Origin of the sequence: Olleya aquimaris, assembly GCF_003259525.1 — a bacterium.
Lineage (GTDB): Bacteria > Bacteroidota > Bacteroidia > Flavobacteriales > Flavobacteriaceae > Olleya > Olleya aquimaris.
Map to the genome: position 1 here is coordinate 321,928 of NZ_QLLO01000001.1, position 17,438 is coordinate 339,365.

The 17,438-nt window shown below is 30.6% G+C and carries 21 protein-coding genes; 2 read left to right on the forward strand and 19 right to left on the reverse strand.

Annotation, left to right across the window (positions count from 1 at the left end; translation table 11 throughout):
* Positions 1-11: 11 nt before the first annotated feature.
* The 6 genes from LY08_RS01470 to LY08_RS13595 form a co-directional block, all read right to left on the reverse strand.
* The gene (locus LY08_RS01470) at positions 12-575 is read right to left on the reverse strand and encodes a hypothetical protein (RefSeq protein ID WP_111658662.1); all 564 of its coding nucleotides are present in this window, start codon (positions 573-575) and stop codon (positions 12-14) included.
* 270 nt (positions 576-845) lie between these two features.
* Entirely contained in the window at positions 846-2,630 is a 1,785-nt protein-coding gene (locus LY08_RS01475) for a sensor histidine kinase (protein WP_111658663.1), read from the reverse strand.
* 3 nt (positions 2,631-2,633) lie between these two features.
* Positions 2,634-3,080 (reverse strand): response regulator, encoded by a 447-nt coding sequence (locus tag LY08_RS01480; protein WP_111658664.1) that lies wholly within the window; start codon positions 3,078-3,080, stop codon positions 2,634-2,636.
* A 5-nt stretch (positions 3,081-3,085) separates the two neighbouring features.
* Positions 3,086-3,649, reverse strand: coding sequence for a helix-turn-helix domain-containing protein (locus LY08_RS01485; protein ID WP_111658665.1), 564 nt, complete (start codon positions 3,647-3,649; stop codon positions 3,086-3,088).
* A gap of 55 nt (positions 3,650-3,704) precedes the next feature.
* A complete protein-coding gene (locus tag LY08_RS01490) occupies positions 3,705-4,046 on the reverse strand; it encodes a hypothetical protein (RefSeq protein ID WP_146603185.1) in 342 nt (113 codons plus the stop codon).
* A gap of 48 nt (positions 4,047-4,094) precedes the next feature.
* Positions 4,095-4,310 carry a hypothetical protein gene (locus LY08_RS13595; protein ID WP_111658667.1) on the reverse strand — a complete coding sequence of 72 codons (216 nt, stop codon included), beginning with the start codon at positions 4,308-4,310 and terminating at the stop codon, positions 4,095-4,097.
* A 187-nt stretch (positions 4,311-4,497) separates the two neighbouring features.
* Between LY08_RS13595 and LY08_RS01500 the strand changes: the two genes are divergently transcribed.
* Entirely contained in the window at positions 4,498-5,664 is a 1,167-nt protein-coding gene (locus LY08_RS01500) for a DUF3095 family protein (RefSeq protein WP_111658668.1), read from the forward strand.
* On the opposite strand, the gene LY08_RS01505 is transcribed toward LY08_RS01500, so the two are convergent.
* Positions 5,650-6,108 (reverse strand): hypothetical protein, encoded by a 459-nt coding sequence (locus tag LY08_RS01505; protein WP_111658669.1) that lies wholly within the window; start codon positions 6,106-6,108, stop codon positions 5,650-5,652. The two genes, LY08_RS01500 and LY08_RS01505, sit on opposite strands and share 15 nt — an antisense overlap.
* 142 nt (positions 6,109-6,250) lie before the next feature.
* Positions 6,251-7,213, reverse strand: coding sequence for an endonuclease/exonuclease/phosphatase family protein (locus tag LY08_RS01510; RefSeq protein WP_111658670.1), 963 nt, complete (start codon positions 7,211-7,213; stop codon positions 6,251-6,253).
* Between the two features lie 79 nt (positions 7,214-7,292).
* Between LY08_RS01510 and hflX the strand changes: the two genes are divergently transcribed.
* On the forward strand, positions 7,293-8,522 hold the full coding sequence (gene hflX / locus LY08_RS01515) for a GTPase HflX (protein WP_111658671.1): 1,230 nt from the start codon (positions 7,293-7,295) through the stop codon (positions 8,520-8,522).
* Positions 8,523-8,682: 160 nt separating this feature from the next.
* Here hflX and LY08_RS01520 read toward each other — a convergent pair whose 3' ends face one another.
* From LY08_RS01520 to LY08_RS01570, 11 genes are all read right to left on the reverse strand, one after another.
* Positions 8,683-9,588, reverse strand: coding sequence for a DUF3078 domain-containing protein (locus LY08_RS01520; protein WP_111658672.1), 906 nt, complete (start codon positions 9,586-9,588; stop codon positions 8,683-8,685).
* 115 nt (positions 9,589-9,703) lie between these two features.
* Positions 9,704-10,207, reverse strand: coding sequence for a DUF2480 family protein (locus tag LY08_RS01525; protein ID WP_111658673.1), 504 nt, complete (start codon positions 10,205-10,207; stop codon positions 9,704-9,706).
* A 130-nt stretch (positions 10,208-10,337) separates the two neighbouring features.
* A complete protein-coding gene (locus tag LY08_RS01530) occupies positions 10,338-10,664 on the reverse strand; it encodes a DUF59 domain-containing protein (RefSeq protein WP_111658674.1) in 327 nt (108 codons plus the stop codon).
* A gap of 2 nt (positions 10,665-10,666) precedes the next feature.
* Positions 10,667-11,092, reverse strand: coding sequence for a SufE family protein (locus LY08_RS01535; protein ID WP_111658675.1), 426 nt, complete (start codon positions 11,090-11,092; stop codon positions 10,667-10,669).
* 84 nt (positions 11,093-11,176) lie between these two features.
* Positions 11,177-12,001 carry an META domain-containing protein gene (locus LY08_RS01540; protein WP_111658676.1) on the reverse strand — a complete coding sequence of 275 codons (825 nt, stop codon included), beginning with the start codon at positions 11,999-12,001 and terminating at the stop codon, positions 11,177-11,179.
* Positions 12,002-12,082: 81 nt separating this feature from the next.
* A complete protein-coding gene (locus tag LY08_RS01545; RefSeq protein WP_111658677.1) occupies positions 12,083-13,141 on the reverse strand; it encodes a zinc metalloprotease in 1,059 nt (352 codons plus the stop codon).
* A gap of 166 nt (positions 13,142-13,307) precedes the next feature.
* On the reverse strand, positions 13,308-14,522 hold the full coding sequence (locus LY08_RS01550) for an aminotransferase class V-fold PLP-dependent enzyme (protein ID WP_111658678.1): 1,215 nt from the start codon (positions 14,520-14,522) through the stop codon (positions 13,308-13,310).
* 5 nt (positions 14,523-14,527) lie between these two features.
* Positions 14,528-14,848, reverse strand: coding sequence for a hypothetical protein (locus LY08_RS01555; protein WP_111658679.1), 321 nt, complete (start codon positions 14,846-14,848; stop codon positions 14,528-14,530).
* Positions 14,849-14,856: 8 nt separating this feature from the next.
* Positions 14,857-16,170, reverse strand: a complete 1,314-nt coding sequence (sufD, locus tag LY08_RS01560; RefSeq protein ID WP_111658680.1) for a Fe-S cluster assembly protein SufD — start codon at positions 16,168-16,170, stop codon at positions 14,857-14,859.
* Between the two features lie 152 nt (positions 16,171-16,322).
* Positions 16,323-17,075: a Fe-S cluster assembly ATPase SufC gene (sufC, locus tag LY08_RS01565; RefSeq protein ID WP_111658681.1), complete on the reverse strand. Its 753-nt coding sequence runs from the start codon at positions 17,073-17,075 to the stop codon at positions 16,323-16,325.
* Positions 17,076-17,080: 5 nt separating this feature from the next.
* On the reverse strand, positions 17,081-17,428 hold the full coding sequence (locus LY08_RS01570; RefSeq protein WP_111658682.1) for a hypothetical protein: 348 nt from the start codon (positions 17,426-17,428) through the stop codon (positions 17,081-17,083).
* Between the last annotated feature and the right edge of the window lie 10 nt (positions 17,429-17,438).

Sequence of the window (17,438 nt, forward strand, 5' to 3'; positions counted from 1 at the left end):
TTTTTTGTTTTTTAACTGTTAGTATTAAGGTTGTTGATAATGTTATTGGTTTTAGATAAACTATTTTTTAATTTGGAATTAGTATAGTTTACCATTATTTTAAAGTCTTTGTTTTTTGTTGTTTGAGACAATTGATCTAATAAATACAATTGATTATCAATTCTTTTTTTTAATTGTTTAGCAATGTTAATTTCATTGTTTTCTTTAGTTACATTTTTAGATAATTCGGAATAATTAGGTATTGAAATTAATTTTTCCGAAGCCATGTTGTTGTAATATTTTGCAACATAAACATGTGTTTCTTCAATGTTTTTTGCTAATTCTGCGATGCTATCTTTAGCCAACTTGTTTTGTAATATTTGACTTAATTTTATAGCATCTTGATTGTCTTTTGATAGCATTAATAATAATTTTGCTTCTTTTTTACTATTATTAATAGCATCTATAGTTTGTTTTTGTTCTACGGTTTCAGAGTTATTGTTTTTAATTAGTTTATTACATGATATAAAACTTATAATTATTACTGTTACTAATAGAAATAAAACGCTTATTCTTCTGTTTGTTAAATACTTCATTTTCCACTCTTACTTTTAATACTACAAATATGCAAATGACTAATAGTTTGCGTATTACATCATTTACTGTATTATTTATAGAATTATCATTTTTTGTTTATTATTAAGCACTTTAGCTTAAACACAATACAAAGTAACAGACTTTATGACCTTTTTGTGTTACATGATTTTTAATATTGGTTACATGATTATAATACCTAACTAAAAATGGAGCATAAAAAAAGCCTTACGTTTAGTAAGGCTTTTTTATAAGTAGTTATATGAATATAATTAATCAATAGGTAAATACACTATAAATGTGGCACCTTTACCAGGTGTACCTAAAGCTTTAATAAACCCTTTATGATTATCTGTTATTTTTTTACAAATAGAGAGGCCTATTCCTGTACCAGAATATTCCTCTTTATTATGTAATCTACTAAATAAAGTAAATATTTGCTCTGCATATTGGTTGTCAAACCCAATACCATTGTCTTTAAACATTATTTTATGATAAAAAGGTTTTTTAGCTTTATTTAAGTTTTCATCTTCTGAAGCATCAACAATTTGATGTGTTATAGAAATTTTTGGGATTCTGTCTTTGGATTTATACTTTATAGCGTTTCCTATTATATTAACAAATAGCTGCTGTATTTGAAATGGAATCACCCTAATGGTAGGAAATGTATCAGCTTTAATTACAACGTTTTCTTCAGAAATCACTTCTGCTAAATCCTGCTTGGCTGCTTCAAGTAATAGATTAATGTTAGAGTCTTCAAATACTTTATCTGCTTTATTAGATCTTGAAAATTGCAGGAGATCATCAATTAATACACGCATTCTAGTAGCTGCATTTTGTATTCTATCAATGTATTTTACTCCTCTTTCAGACAATTTATCTTCTTCTTCTTCTAGTCTTGATAAAAAAGTTTGAATTTTTCTAAGGGGTTCCTGTAAGTCATGACTAGCAACATGGTTAAAGGATGATAATTCTTTGTTACTGCGCTCTAGCTCGGTGTTACGTTCTTCTAATGCTTTGTAACTTGTAATTTCGTCTGTAATATCTGCAGTGGTACCAATTAAAATCAATTCGTTATCATCATTTACTATAGATTTTCCATAGGCTTTTAAATGTTTTATGGTACCGTTTTTATGTATTACTCTGTAGTAAATATATGGTAGATCCACATTTTTCATCATTTGTTCTATTTGATGCGCAAATTGCTCTACATCTTCTGGATGAACAAATTGTTTAAAATTCTCTAAGGTAGGCTCAAAAGATTGTGGCTGTTCGCCTAATAACCTATAGAGGTTGTCTGAATAATTAAACGTATTTCCATCGACATGCCAAGTCCAGTTACCATGCTTACTAACAATTTCTGATTGGTTTGCAGACTCTTTAAAAAGCTCTAAAGATTCGTTAGCTTCATTTAATTTTTTCATGTTTTTAGAAATTTTTAAATAAGCTAAAAACATAATTGCTAACGTTAACAGTAATAAGGTAAAAAGTAATAGTGGTGTAGCTACTAAGTTGCTTTGATAATCAAGTTTTCTTTTTTCAAGAAGTTGGTTTTCTAAGTAAATCATATTATTAATATGATTTCTTATGGTATCCATTTCTTTCTGACCTTTTTTTAATTCGTTACTAAACTTTACACTATCAAAATAGTCTTCTGGATTTTCGTACTCTAGCGTTGTTTTAAAAGTTTCTAATCTATTATTAATTAATGAATTTAAGTTTTTAAGATTAGATTGGTAAGTGGGATTATCGCTGGTTAAGGATTTTAATTCTGCAAAATTATTATTTATACGTTCTCTGCTATTTAAATAAGGTTCTAAAAAAACTGAGTCTTTTGTAACTAAAAAGCCACGATGTCCAGTCTCGGCATCTTTTAGGTAAGATAAAATTTGTTCTAACTCTACATTAATACGATATGTGTGTGTAACTAGCTCTCCAGATTTTGTTAAATCGCTGACACTTCTATAAGATAATGCGCCTAGTAATAAAATAAAGAAAGCACTAATGTATAGTAGTGTTTTAAAAAAATTGATATTATTATTTAATTTTTTTATCATGATTTAAAAACGCAATAAAAAATTATCTTTATTCATGTTATTTGTGTGGTATTGCCAATTTATGGTAACTACATCTGATAACACTTTTTTTAAAGTTTTAAAATCGCTAGGTTTTTTTATATAGATATTGGCTCCTTGTACAAAAGTGTTTTCTATGTCTTCTTCTGAAGCTGAAGTCGAATAAATAGCAATTGCAATATCTTTAAATTTAGGATTTTGCTTGATTTCTTTTAAACATTCTAATCCAGATTTTCTGGGCATATTTAAGTCTAAAAATAACACATTTGGTAATAAAGCGTCCTCACTATTTAAGTAATCCATTAAGTAAACCCCATCGTTAAATGTATTGACTTTACTTTTAATTTTTAGATCTTCAAATGCATCGGTAAAAAACATCCTGTCATCTTCATCATCGTCTGCCAATGCTATGTTAATATAATCTTCCTGCATAATGGTTAGTTGTTATTTTGATTAAACTCTCTTCGTTTTGCTATAATCCTCTGAAATGCAGAAGGGGTAATACCAGTTGTATTTTTAAATTGTGTGCTTAAGTGTGCAACACTAGAGTAGTTAAGCCTAAACGCAATTTCTGTTAAGCTTAAATCTTCTTTTATAATAAGTTGTTTGGCGTGTTCTATTTTTTGAAGAATAATAAAATGCTCTATAGAAGTGTAAGTTACTTCAGAAAATAAATTAGATAAATAACCATAACTATGCCCTAATGCATCTGCAAGATAAACAGAGCTTTTAACATTTACAGTCGTGTCTTCATTAAATACCATATCTATAATAGTATCTTTTATTTTTTGAACAAGTATACTTTTTTGGTTTTCTACAACTTCTATATGATAGGCTTCTAAAGCTTGTTGTAATTCTTGCTGACGTTGCTTGCTTAATTTTTCTAATACTTCAATTTCACCAAACGCAATGACCTTATAATTAATGCCTTGATCCGTTAAAACTTCATCTAATATTTTTTGGCAAAGCAAATTAAAATTGAATTTAAAAAATAAAGTCATGTAATTTTTTATTGTAAAAATAACATATTACAATTAATAATCAGGAAGCTAAATGTTATTTTACCTGTTTAATTTTAGTAATTTTTGTATAGTTTGGTATAGTATATTTTGTTGTATTGCTAGTTGCAATTGTATCTAATTCTATAATCAATTCATTAGAAGTAATAATTACTGGTTTATCTAAGTTAGCAACTACTTTGTATTTTGGTAATTTAACTTTAATATCAAAATAGTCATCACCTACCTCTAATAAATTGTCTTTAGACAGTGTAGTTGTGTTAATGTTATTTAAAGGCTCTAAATTATCTACAACCTCTACACCAGAATTTGCTGTCATAACAATTAAGGGTAAAATGCATAAAATAACTATAATAGATAATAATTTATTAGGATTCATAAAGATGGTATTAGGTTAATATTTTTTTAAATAATTTTAAGTTAAAAATCATTCATTAGATTGATGTTCTCTTAAATTTTTAGGATTTTTTGGCGTCCTTTTATTAGGGTAAAAATCATACTTTACATATAAAATCATCCTAATTAATATTAGGGTAAAACACAAAATTTTAAACGTATGTGCTAATTGCCCATCTAGAATAATATAACCCAACGCCCAAAAAACAATAGCTAGAATAATTGATATGTTTTTTAATGCTTTCATGGTTTAATATATCCGTTTTTTAATTTGATTAATGTTAGTATAATTTGTTTAAAGCTAATTTACGACACAACACCAATTGATGCATTACACAATTTTTTCCTTTTGTTATATAATTTTTTAATTAAGGTCTAGTACCGGTTTTTTAAAGACTATATTTATCAACTAAATTGATAAGAAAGGTTTTTAAATGAAAGATGATTTAAATTTTTATAGAAATATTCCAAAAAATAATATACCTCTTTCTCAACTGCTAAATGACGAAAGCTTATTTGTTGGTGTTCCAAAAAATTGGTTTGTTGTTATTACAGATGTAGAAAACTCAACAATAGCAGTTGCAAATGGTCAACACAATGATGTTAATTTAAGTGCTACCGGAAGTATAATAACCGTTTTAAATACCTTAAAAAAACTTAATAATAACATAGAAGCACCTTACTTTTTTGGTGGAGATGGTTCTACATTTTTAATACCAAATGCTGTATTACAGGTTGTTTTAAATGCCTTACATAATTATGCCTTTCATATAGAAAAAACATTAGGGCTTGTATTGCGTATAGGATCTTTATCCCTAGAAACTGTTTATAATAACAATAAATCTGTAAGAATAACTAAACTTAGACATAATAAGTATTTGACAACACCTATTATATTAGGTAATGGACTTAAATATGCAGAGCAAATTATTAAAGAAAAATTTAACGAAGATAATGATGAGCTCCCTCAATTTGAATCTTTAAATCTTACCGGAATGGAATGTCGATGGGACGAAATATATCCAGACAAACCTGAAAAAAAAGTTATCTGCCTATTAGTAAGTTGTCATGACGAAAGCAAACAAGCAGAAATCTTTGGAATAATAATGAATGAAATTAATTTTGTTTTTGGAGATTTAAATCAGCGTAATCCCATCTCTGCATTACAATTAAAGCTAAATACATCTATAGAAAAAATTAGAAGAGAGATGTATGTTAAGTTAGGAAAATATAAAAGAAGTTATTTAATTACTAATTGGCTAATTACGGTATTTGGCAAATTTTATTTTAAATTTTCTAAAGCTGGAAAATTATATGTTTACCGAGTTACCCAGTTGTCTGATACCATTATGTTGGATGGCTCAATTAATACCGTTATGGCAGGCACACCTAAACAGTTAAGTAAATTAAAGCTTTTACTGGATGATTTAGAATCTAAAAACTTAATAGTTTATGGTTTACACAGTACATATGCATCCATAATGTCTTGTTATATTGAGGATAGAGAAGAAAAACATATACACTTTGTAGATGGTACAGAAGGTGGTTATACTAGTGCTGCTATTGTCATTAAAAACAAAATAAAATCAATTAGCTATTAATTTGTTTAAATTTATTTGATCTTTATTACTAAACACTTTTGTTCTAAAATCATATAACAAACTATAAGTTGTTTCAGAGTGTATTCCAGATCCTATTTCTTTATTAATTTCATGTATAAAAGAAGAGCTTAACAATAAACATTGTTTGATAATTTTTCTGTCTTCATTTTTATAAAACAATCGTTTAAGATTAAACCAAAACATACGTAACGCTGTTTTAAATCTAGAGCGTTTTTTATGTTTAATGGTCATGTTGTCTAACAGACTTAAACTTTTTAATTTAAATGCTAAGGTATAGGCTAGCTTTTGGTCTATCCAAGAATGTATGGCTGTGTTATTGGTTTTGGTTTTTAAAAATTGTAAATCACTTTCCAAATCATCACTTAACACTAAGATATGTTGTATTGAAGCACTGCCAACTTGGTATTTAATTCTAGTTTTCATAACATTAGGATTTAATTCCTACCTGTCAAATATAAACTAGTAACAGAGGTATATAGTTATATAATTAAGAGCAATGTTTTCAGAATTCCCACCAATTGTAATGTAGCAACCTTATAAATTGAAGATTTTAATGAATTATAAATCATTTCTTCTTTAAAATCATATATACTGGGAAGTGGTCACTATAGCCACCTTTGTAGCGTTTACCTACATAGGTTCGATATGGTGTCCCTTTGTATTTACCATCTGACTGTTTTAAAAAGTCAGGGTCAAAAATATTAGCTTTAACATAGCGCCAAGATTTAGCTTTTCGTTCAAAAAAGTTATGGCTAATAATAATTTGGTCAAATAAATTCCACTCAAAATTATGTACTGTTGTTCCTCTATCAATAGAAATTAATGTTTCCATTGGGTTAAATAATCCTTGGTTACTTACCAATTGTCGCACACTTTTACTTGATGGGTCATCATTAAAATCTCCCATAACAACAATTTTAGCATCTGGTTTGTCTGTTTTTATTTTAGAAATTATCATCTCTACATAAGCAGCTGCAGCTTGTCGTTTATGTTCAGTTTCGTTATTACCAGCTCTTCTGGATGGCCAATGGTTAACTATAAAATTTACTTCTTCGTTTAAAAATAATCCTTTAACCCATAAAATGTCTCGTGTATGATCAATATCATCCTCTGTATGAAACGAAAACTCAAAGATTTCAGAATGTAAAACACTAAATTTTTTGTGATCGTAAAGTAAAGCAACATCTATTCCACGCTCGTCTTTACTGTCGTAATGCACGTAGTTGTAAGGTAGTTTTGCAAGGTGTTTTGAGGCTAATAAATCCTTTATTACAGCTTCGTTTTCTATTTCTGCTAATCCTATAATAGCAGGATGTGTGTTGGTTTCTTGTCGTCCAATATTAGAAATTGCATAACCAATTTTTCGTAATTTATTATTATAGCGTTTTACAGTCCAACGTTTTTCAGAGGTTGGATTAAAATCTAAATCACGAGTTAATTCATTTTTATAAATATCAAACAAGTTTTCGATATTATAAAAGGCAACGGTTTGTTTATTAGTTTTAGATTTAAAAAGGTTAAATTTCAATACTTACAAAAATTTTAAGGTTAAAAATAGCAAATTTATTATGGTTACAATTGCGTAACTTTGCAGTATAAATAATTATATGTTAGAAAAAAAAGATACAGAGCTTGAAAAAGCAGTTTTAATAGGTGTTGTAACTAAAGATCAAGACGAAGATAGATCTAAAGAGTATTTAGACGAGCTTGAATTTTTAACCTACACAGCAGGAGGGGAAGTTAAAAAACGATTTACCCAAAAAATGGATATGCCTAACCCTAAAACTTTTTTAGGAACAGGTAAAATGGAGGAAGTTAGACAATATGTAGAAGATAATGATATAAGTACAGCTATTTTTGATGACGAGTTATCTGCTTCTCAAGAGCGTAACATTAGCAAAATATTAAACATTAAAGTGCTAGATCGTACTAATTTAATACTTGATATTTTTGCACAACGTGCACAAACAAGTTCTGCTAGAACACAAGTAGAATTAGCGCAATGCGAATACCTATTACCAAGACTAAGAGGGATGTGGACACACCTTGAACGTCAAAAAGGAGGTATTGGAATGCGTGGACCTGGAGAAACAGAAATTGAAACCGATAGACGTATTGTACGTGATAAAATAGCCTTGCTTAAAGCTAAAATTAAGACCATAGACAAACAAATGTCTGTGCAACGTGGTAATCGTGGTAAAATGGTGCGTGTTGCCTTAGTAGGTTATACAAACGTTGGTAAGTCAACCTTAATGAATACCATTAGCAAAAGCGAAGTCTTTGCAGAAAATAAATTATTTGCAACTCTAGACACCACAGTTAGAAAAGTAGTGATTCAAAATCTACCTTTTTTATTAACAGATACGGTTGGTTTTATCCGTAAACTACCAACACAATTGGTAGAGAGTTTTAAAAGCACCTTGGATGAGGTAAGAGAAGCTGATTTGTTATTACATGTTGTAGATATCTCTCATCCTAACTTTGAAGACCATATAGCTTCTGTAAATAAAATTTTGGGCGAAATTGATAGTGCAGATAAACCAGTAATTATGGTTTTTAATAAAATTGATGCCTATAAACCAGAACCTTTTGATGCTTCAAACTTACAAGAAGAACGTACTAAAGAACATTATACTTTAGCAGAGTGGAAAAAAACTTGGATGAATAGAGTGGGTGAGGATAACGCTTTATTTATCTCTGCATTAAACAAAAAAAATCTAGAAGATTTTAAAAAACGTGTGTATGATGAGGTTAGAGAAATCCACGTCACACGTTTTCCTTACAATCATTTTCTATATCCAGATTATGATTACGAGAATATGGGAGAAGAAGAGTAGGATATGGGCGTTACCACGCTTTAAGGCGTGGTCAGGCTATCCGTTATATCTTTTTTTGCCATATATGGCAGCAAAAAAAGGATGTCACTTCTATCCTTAACGCATAAAAAAAAAGCACCTTATAATTAAGGTGCTTTTTTATAGTATAATTACTTAGTTATTAGATTTTGTAGTTTAAACCTACTAACCAATACGTTTGTAATTTGTTATCTGCAGCAGATAAAGTTGTCCCTTGGAAGCTTGCAGCTTCTTGTTTGTTGCTTCTTAAACCAAAGTCAAATCCAACACCAATCATTTTCCATAAGTTATATCCAAAACTGTTTATCCAAGTAAAGTTAGATAAATCACCATTAGAGTAAGATTGGAATGTAGAAAAGTTAGATTTAAAGCTTATTGCTCCAATTTGACGTGTATAGTCTGCAACAATTTTTGCGCCTAAAGACGATTCGAAAATAGCATCGTTTTTAGCAAAAACAAAGTTGTAGTTTAAAGGGTGTGCAACCACTACTAAGTTTTCTATTGGTGTCCAAGTTAATCCAACTCCTATATCCAAGTATCCTGGATCATTAAAGTTATTTAAAATTGTCGTTCTATATTCACCTAAAGTAGATACTGCTAAGTTTTTAGCTATGTTTCTTCCGTATAAAGAGGTAATATTAAATACATCAGTAGTCTCGTTAAAATCTTCACTATCTGTTGCAATATCTTTATTGTCTAATTTTACCCAACCTAAATTAACGTTAAGGTTGTTTCTCCAAAAATATTTTTCTTCTATTAAATTAGCAAAACCATTTACAGTAATACCAATGTTACCTGACGAGTTGTTTGCAGCTCCTTGAGAGTACCAATTGCTAAATTCTGAAATACTACCACCAATAGTTCCAAATGCACCTGTTCTCCAACCAGGAAGTGCATCTATTTGAGCTTGTAACGCATTTGCCTCACTTTGTAACGCATTAGCTGCTGCTTGTTTTTCTGCTTTTTGAGCTTGTAATTCTTCTTTTGTTTGGGCATTCATTGAGACTAATCCAATAAAAAATGCACCTAATAATACTATTTTCTTCATAATTTTAATTTTTAATAAAACGGTTGCAAATATAATGCATAGTTATTATTTCAATAACATTAAAGAAAAATTGTAAAATATTAAAAACCAGATAGTTAAATAATTTACAGAGTTGTTAACGTTTGTATAATGGCACAAAAGAACAGGCTTCACCATACATGATAGATTTAGCAAAAGGTTTTAGCTTATTGGTAAGCATAACATAAGCATTTATAGGCACTGGCTTGTTGCTACACCCTTTTATAATTACTGGTTTATCTTGGTAAATTGAACCATCTATTGCATTAATGATGTCTTGATAAATAGAAGTCTCTAAATCCTCGAGTGAGCCAATTTGGCATTTTTCGACAAATGGTTCTAAATTAACGACTAATAACATGTATGCCCAATCTGGAATGATAGCATCTACAGAACATGTGATGGCAACATATTGATTTTTGTACTGACTCCAGTCATGATTTTTGATATAATCTCTAAAATCTTTTTCTTTTAAAACCAGCTCTTGAAACAACCAATCCTTAATATCAAAAAGCACACGTTTGCCTTCAGGATAATAATCCTCAAGGTTTAAGGTAACAAGTTTGCTATTCGCGACGCGATTTATGATTTCGTCTTTCAATTTTAGGTTATATAAGTTTTAATAACAAGACACTTCGACTGCGCTCAGTGTGACATTTAGTTTAGTTTTAGGATATGAGTATTACAGTTAAGTAATCGCTGCCAACTGCAACTGAACACTGCCAACTAACTTATAGCATGCCTAGCTCTAGCTTAGCCTCCTCACTCATTAAGTCTTGTGTCCAAGGTGGATCAAAAGTAATTTCTACTTCTGCATCTTTTACTTCGTTTAAAGATTTTACTTTTTCTTCAACTTCTAAGGGTAAAGTTTCTGCTACTGGGCAGTTAGGAGTTGTAAGGGTCATTAGTATTTTTACGTCGTAATCTTCATTAACAAAAACGTCATAAATTAACCCTAGTTCGTAAATGTCTACTGGTATTTCTGGATCAAAAATAGTTTTTAATACACGTACTATTTTCTCTCCTAATTCTGCTGTATCTATAGTTGTGTCACTCATAATTATTGTAGTTGTGTTTGGTATGCAATTGCATACATTTTAATTTGTTTGATCATACTTACTAAGCCATTAGCTCTAGTAGGTGATAAGTGTTCTTTTAACCCTATAGCGTCAATAAAGTCTGTGTTTGCTTCAATAATATTTTTTGGGTGCTGATTGGAAAACACACGGATTAAAATAGCAATAATACCTTTTGTAATTATGGCATCGCTATCTGCTGTAAAAACAATTTTATCGTCCTTTAGCTCTGCATGTACCCAAACTTTACTTTGACAGCCTTTAATAATATTGTCTTCGGTTTTATATTCTGGTGCAATTAATGGAAGCGTTTTCCCTAAATCTATCATGTATTGATAGCGTTCTTCCCAATCTTCAAACATTGAAAACTCATCAATAATATCGTCTTGTATTTCTTTAATCGTCTGCATTTGTCAAAATTAATTCAGCTACAAAATTAATCAATATCCATTGATTTACTACTAAAGAAGTCTTAAAGATAGTATTATGTGTATTTAGTTTTCTTTTTTAGTTTCAGGAGCTGCTAAATCAAGCAGTTTATTAACCAAATCTGCAATTTCTTTTGGAGGATTTCCATGATCAAAAGCTGGTGTTTGGTAAGTTTCACCATTAACTGTAATTGTTAAATTAGCTATTGCAGCACCATCATATTGATGGGCTTTACTTGGTGGTTCTATCGTTCTTAAGGCTTGAAGATCTATTGATTCTGCTAAGCTTTTTAAGGTGTTCCAATTGTCTTTACTGCAAGCAGTAGTTTCTTCTTGTGCTGTTCTACTTAATTGCGACTTAATGGTGTTTTGGTCAACTTTAACCATTTTATAAGTCCCTCTTGTTATTGCTGTGTATTCAATTATCATTGAGTTGTCTTGAGTTTGTTTAGCAGTTTCAGAAATGGTATTTGGTTTTGCATTAAATAACTCTTTAGTGTCATTTAAAAAGATAACTTCGTTATTTTTAATCTTAAAGCTATTAGCTTCTGTTAACATTTGAAGCATCTTACTTTCCACCATATTAGTAGTGTCCAAACAAGCTTTTTCTGTAGAAATTAAATTAAGAATAGCTATTTTTTTATCTTTAATTTGATAACTCCCTGAATAATTATTACAACCTGAAAATCCCGAAACTCTTTTGGTGGCATCATCAAAGTTAATAGTCAAGTCTTCTTTTGTAGAGGTGCTTTCTCCTAATTTACTTACAATAAAAGAGCCATTTAGATTTTCGTTTATATTTTGCTTCATATCTGCAGTAGCATTAGCTTGGTCAGTGCTTCCGCAACCATTTAATAGAATGGAAAAAAGAAATATAGTAATAGTTTTCATTGTAGAAATTTGTTTGTTTAACTTAATAATACAAAAAAGACGCCAAAGTTGGCGTCTTTTTATATTAAATCAGTAAATTTTTTAGTTTCCTGCTAGAGCTGCTCTAGATCCTCCAGATTGTAAAATGGTTCTCATTCTTGATTTTTGACCAGTTGAGAACATATACATACACGCATCGTATACATAATCCATATAATTCATAGTCATATCATTAGAACGACAATTAACGGTTGGATACGACGGGCAACCATAGTTAGGTCCATCTGATGAAGGTGTATCCGCAACAAAGTCATCTTGCTTACATCTTCCGTCACCCCATATATGGCGTAAGTTTAAGTAATGTCCTACTTCATGAGTTAAAGTTCTTCCTTGATTGTAAGGTGCAGCAGAACCACCAGGTAAACTAGAATACAATACGACTACTCCATCTGTAGACGAAGGACCTCCTGGGAATTGTGCATATCCTAAAATACCACCACTGATATTACAAACCCATATGTTTAAGTGTGTTGAAGGTGTTACAGGTGGATAAGCAGCTTTTACTGTATCATTTGTACTCCAAGCAGAAGTTGAGTTAGCATGTCTAAAGGTACCTGCTAGAGTGAAATTGATTTCTGAGTCTGCGACTAAACCAGCAAATTCAGAAGGAACTTGATTAATATCATTATTAGAAGCTCTAAAATCGTTGTTTAAAACAGAAATTTGAGCGTTTATTTGTTGGTCGCTTACATTTTGTTGTGAGTTGCTATACACAACATGTACGTACACAGGGATATTTACAACACCTAAGTTATCTACTGGGTCTCCACCACCAGAGCCACCTCCATTACCATTTCCGTTTCCTGCTCCTGCTGGTTTTTTAGCATTGGATAAAAAAGATCTAGTCTCATACTCTATATCATACATTTTCTTTTCTAAACCTGGATTTTCATTAAGTAACCTGTTTAAGTTAACCATAGTATGACACACTAGTTTTCCTTGTGCTTGTCTTGCAGTTTCATCTACATCAGCATCTGTGTAAACGTAAAAATCAGACATGTCTACTTTAGACTGATCGTCATTTATAACTTCTGATTTGTCATCACTACATGATGAAAACAATAAGGCTACTACAGCCATACTTAAAAATACTTTTTTCATATTTGTTATAGTTTTGTTAAATATTTAATGAAAATAAATAAAATCCACCAATAAATTATCAGATATATATTTATTTGACACTTTTTCGATAAGATGTATAATAAACAAAAACGCTCAACTATTTAGATAAATGGTTGAGCGTATGTTTTAAAGAGTATGTTAGTTGCTAAGACAACATCATTTTTGCTTTTTTAACACCTTCTACCAAAGCGTCAATTTCTGCTTTAGTATTATAAAATGCGAAGGAGGCACGAATAGTTCCTGGAATGTTGTAAAAATCCATAATAGGCTGTGCGCAATGGTGTCCTGTTCGCACTGCAATGCCCATTTTGTCTAATAATGTACCTACATCATAAGGGTGGATGCCATCTACATTAAAAGAAATGACAGAAGTTTTGTTTTTAGACGTGCCATAAATTTTTAAACCTTCTATCTCAAGTAGTTTTTTTGTTCCGTATTCTAAAAGTTCATGCTCGTAAGTTGCAATTTGATCAAAGCCAATTGCATTCATGTAATCTATTGCAGCTCCAAAAGCGATTCCTCCACAAATATTTGGTGTACCTGCTTCAAATTTATGTGGTAAGCCTGCGTATGTTGTTTTCTCAAAAGAAACCTGATCAATCATCTCACCACCACCTTGATACGGTTGCATTTTATTAAGCCATTCTTCTTTTCCGTATAGCATTCCAACACCTGTTGGACCACAAATTTTATGTGCTGAGGTCACATAAAAATCGACATCTAATGCTTGGATATCTGGTTTAATATGTGGACAGGCTTGTGCGCCATCAATTAATACTGCTGCACCAACCTGATGAGCTTGTTTTATGATAGTTGCAATAGGATTAATGGTACCTAAAGCGTTTGATATATGGTTAACAAAAACTAGTTTTGTTTTTTCTGATAATAATTTAGTATAAACATTCATATCCAGCTCGCCTTCTAAAGTCATAGGTATAACTTTAAGAATAGCTCCTGTTTTTTCACATAGCATTTGCCAAGGGACAATATTACTATGATGCTCTAAAGCAGATACAATTAACTCATCTCCTTTTTGTAATAATGTAGCAAAGCCATTTGCTACTAAGTTTATACTATGGGTTGTACCTGAAGTTAGTATAATCTCGTATGCATGTTTAGCATTAAAGTGTTGTTGTATGGTAAGTCTTGCAGCTTCGTATTTATCTGTAGCTTCCTGACTTAATGTATGAACACCTCTATGGATATTAGCATTATAATTAGAATAATAATCTACAATAACATCAATAACCTGTTGTGGTGTTTGCGACGTTGCTGCATTGTCAAAATACACCAAGGGTTTACCATTTACTTGTCTTGAAAGTATTGGGAAATCTTTTCGTATTTTGTTAACATCAAACATAATTATTACACTTTAAATTCTCCTGCTATACTATTAAAAAGAAACAGAAATAAATAGCCACAGATGCTAACTGTAGCAACAAATGAAAGAATGACCATCCACACTTTTATCGTGTTTTTTGCTAAAATATTAGTTAAGCTTTTAAATATTAAAAGCGATAATATTAATATTAAGTAAGTGCAGGATAACCCAACACAGGTTAGTAAAATACCATCAAAAAAACCACCTTTAGTGAAATAATACGTTGTTCCGGTTAAGGTTGCAATTAGTAAACAAATACTAATTATTTTTACAAAAGTCTTTGATGATATATTTAAAAGATCCATAGTTCCTACTATAGGTCAAAACCAATATTAACTCCCAATTTATTTGCAATTAATTTGGTAATACGTTGCTTTAATTCTGGGATTTTAACAGAGCTTAGGACATTGTTACTAAAAGCATACATTAATAATCCTTTGGCTTCTTTTTCTGGGATTCCTCTAGATTTCATATAAAATAAAGCACTGTCATCTAATTGTCCAATGGTACATCCATGAGAACATTTTACATCATCTGCAAAAATCTCTAATTGTGGTTTAGAGTTAATTGTGGCTTTATCACTTAATAATATATTGTTGTTTGACTGAAACGCATTAGTTTTTTGCGCTTCCTTATTTACAATAACTTTACCATTAAACACACCAGTTGCATTATCTGTAAAAATACCTTTGTAATCTTGGTGACTTTCGCAATTAGGTTCTATGTGGTGTACTAAAGTATTGTGATCGACGTGTTGTTTGTCTCCAATTATGGTAACACCATTTAATGTAGAGTCCATGTACTCTCCATTTTGATAAAAGTTAAGATTGTTACGTGTTAACTTTCCACCAAAACTAAAGGTATGAACAGACACATGACTTTCTCTTTTTTGCTCCACAAACGTGTTATCAATTAAAGAAGCATTTAAATTATCGTTTTGTACTTTGTAATAGTCCACTATTGCACGCTTATTAGCCACAATTTCTGTAACACTATTGGTTAGTACAGGATTATCTGTAACGCTTTGATGACGTTCTATAATCTGTACGTGACTGTTTTCATCAACTACTATTAAATTACGTGGTTGAAGCATTAATGCTGCCTCATTTCCTGTAGAAAAATGTACTATTTCTATAGGTTTAGCAACGACTTTATTTTTAGGAATATGTATGTAGGCTCCTTCTTTAGAAAAAGCTGTGTTTAAAGATGTTAAACCATCTTTAGTTGCCACCTTATTAAAATAATTCTCTATAATAAGTTGGTATTTTGGTTTGCTTAATGCAGCAGACATTAGGCATACATCAATACCATCATGAGTTGTTTGGGATAAATGAGATGAATATTTACCGTCAACCAATACAATTTTATAAGTATCTATATCGTGTATAAAATATTTTTTAACATCGCTATATGCCAATGCATTTTCCTGCTTTGGGAACACACTATAATCGTGTTTTAAAACACTATTTAAAGACGTGTATTTCCAAGCCTCATCTTTTTTAGTTGGAAACCCTTTGTTTTCAAAGGTCTTTATAGCTTCGGTTCTAATATCATGTACTTTAGAATCGATATCAACATGATTTTCGAATGCTAAAAAGGATGATACTAATTTATCTTTTAAACTCATATTATTCAGTTTTCAGTTTTCAGTCGCAGTTTTCAGTTGTATAAAAAAGCGAAAAAAATCTGTACTAATTTTTATATTAATTGATGCTTTAAAATTTTGAATGTTCACAACCGAGTAAGTACTAAAAAACTGCGACTGTGTCTGTCAACTATTTAAGCATTTACTTCTTCTTTAATCCAATCGTAACCTTTTTCTTCTAACTGGTGTGCTAATTCTTTTCCACCAGATTTAACTATACGTCCATTGTATAATACATGTACAAAGTCTGGAACAATATGGTCTAATAAACGTTGGTAGTGCGTAATTACTATTACAGCGTTGTCTTTGCTTTTAAGTTTGTTTACACCATTAGCAACAATACGTAACGCATCAATGTCTAATCCAGAATCTGTTTCATCTAAAATGGCTAATTTAGGCTCTAACATAGCCATCTGAAAAATCTCGTTACGTTTCTTTTCTCCTCCAGAAAACCCTTCGTTTAAAGAACGTGATAAAAATTTACGATCAATTTCTAAAAGCTCAGATTTTTCACGGATTAGCTTCAACATTTCATTAGCTGGCATATCCTCTAATCCTTTGGCTTTTCGTGTTTCGTTTATAGCAGTTTTCATGAAATTAGTTACACTAACTCCAGGAATTTCTACTGGATACTGAAACGATAAAAACACTCCTTTATGAGCACGCTCTTCTGGTGACAATTCTTCGATATCCTCATTGTCTAAAAGGATGTTACCTTCTGTGACTTCGTATTCTTCTTTTCCAGCAATAACTGATGCTAAAGTACTTTTACCAGAACCATTTGGTCCCATGATTGCATGTACTTCGCCAGCTTTTACTTCAAGGTTAATACCTCTTAATATTGTTTTGTCTTCAACACTTGCGTGTAAATTATTTATTTTTAACATACTAATTATTTTCCTAGTTTGATAACGTCGTTTCTATTAGATTCTAAAGCGCTAACGCTTATAACTTTGTTTATTTTTAATTTGTAAGGCCAACCTTCTTCTTGTTCTGCTTTAGGTATTAATTCGCCTAAAACTTCAATTTTAACCATATCTGTTGGCTCTTTTTGAAAGGCTTTAGCTTGTTTAGCTATATCTTCTACTTTGTCGTTTAAAATAACGCCATGAATATCATTACCCACTTGAAACACTGCAGCATCAGCATAATACACAAAGTCTCCAGTTAATGGTTCTCCTTGGTCTGTTTTACAACTTACAAACGCTATTAGCAATAAAAGAGTGATTAGTTTCTTCATTTTTTAATAC

Bases quoted from the DNA above. Each gene is read 5' to 3' on its own strand.
- LY08_RS01470 (WP_111658662.1), bottom strand. From the start codon at position 575: ATGAAGTATTTAACAAACAGAAGAATAAGCGTTTTATTTCTATTAGTA.
- LY08_RS01475 (WP_111658663.1), bottom strand. From the start codon at position 2,630: ATGATAAAAAAATTAAATAATAATATCAATTTTTTTAAAACACTACTA.
- LY08_RS01480 (WP_111658664.1), bottom strand. From the start codon at position 3,080: ATGCAGGAAGATTATATTAACATAGCATTGGCAGACGATGATGAAGAT.
- LY08_RS01485 (WP_111658665.1), bottom strand. From the start codon at position 3,649: ATGACTTTATTTTTTAAATTCAATTTTAATTTGCTTTGCCAAAAAATA.
- LY08_RS01490 (WP_146603185.1), bottom strand. From the start codon at position 4,046: ATGAATCCTAATAAATTATTATCTATTATAGTTATTTTATGCATTTTA.
- LY08_RS13595 (WP_111658667.1), bottom strand. From the start codon at position 4,310: ATGAAAGCATTAAAAAACATATCAATTATTCTAGCTATTGTTTTTTGG.
- LY08_RS01500 (WP_111658668.1), top strand. From the start codon at position 4,498: ATGAAAGATGATTTAAATTTTTATAGAAATATTCCAAAAAATAATATA.
- LY08_RS01505 (WP_111658669.1), bottom strand. From the start codon at position 6,108: ATGAAAACTAGAATTAAATACCAAGTTGGCAGTGCTTCAATACAACAT.
- hflX (WP_111658671.1), top strand. From the start codon at position 7,293: ATGTTAGAAAAAAAAGATACAGAGCTTGAAAAAGCAGTTTTAATAGGT.
- LY08_RS01520 (WP_111658672.1), bottom strand. From the start codon at position 9,588: ATGAAGAAAATAGTATTATTAGGTGCATTTTTTATTGGATTAGTCTCA.
- LY08_RS01530 (WP_111658674.1), bottom strand. From the start codon at position 10,664: ATGAGTGACACAACTATAGATACAGCAGAATTAGGAGAGAAAATAGTA.
- LY08_RS01535 (WP_111658675.1), bottom strand. From the start codon at position 11,092: ATGCAGACGATTAAAGAAATACAAGACGATATTATTGATGAGTTTTCA.
- LY08_RS01540 (WP_111658676.1), bottom strand. From the start codon at position 12,001: ATGAAAACTATTACTATATTTCTTTTTTCCATTCTATTAAATGGTTGC.
- LY08_RS01545 (WP_111658677.1), bottom strand. From the start codon at position 13,141: ATGAAAAAAGTATTTTTAAGTATGGCTGTAGTAGCCTTATTGTTTTCA.
- LY08_RS01550 (WP_111658678.1), bottom strand. From the start codon at position 14,522: ATGTTTGATGTTAACAAAATACGAAAAGATTTCCCAATACTTTCAAGA.
- LY08_RS01555 (WP_111658679.1), bottom strand. From the start codon at position 14,848: ATGGATCTTTTAAATATATCATCAAAGACTTTTGTAAAAATAATTAGT.
- sufD (WP_111658680.1), bottom strand. From the start codon at position 16,170: ATGAGTTTAAAAGATAAATTAGTATCATCCTTTTTAGCATTCGAAAAT.
- sufC (WP_111658681.1), bottom strand. From the start codon at position 17,075: ATGTTAAAAATAAATAATTTACACGCAAGTGTTGAAGACAAAACAATA.
- LY08_RS01570 (WP_111658682.1), bottom strand. From the start codon at position 17,428: ATGAAGAAACTAATCACTCTTTTATTGCTAATAGCGTTTGTAAGTTGT.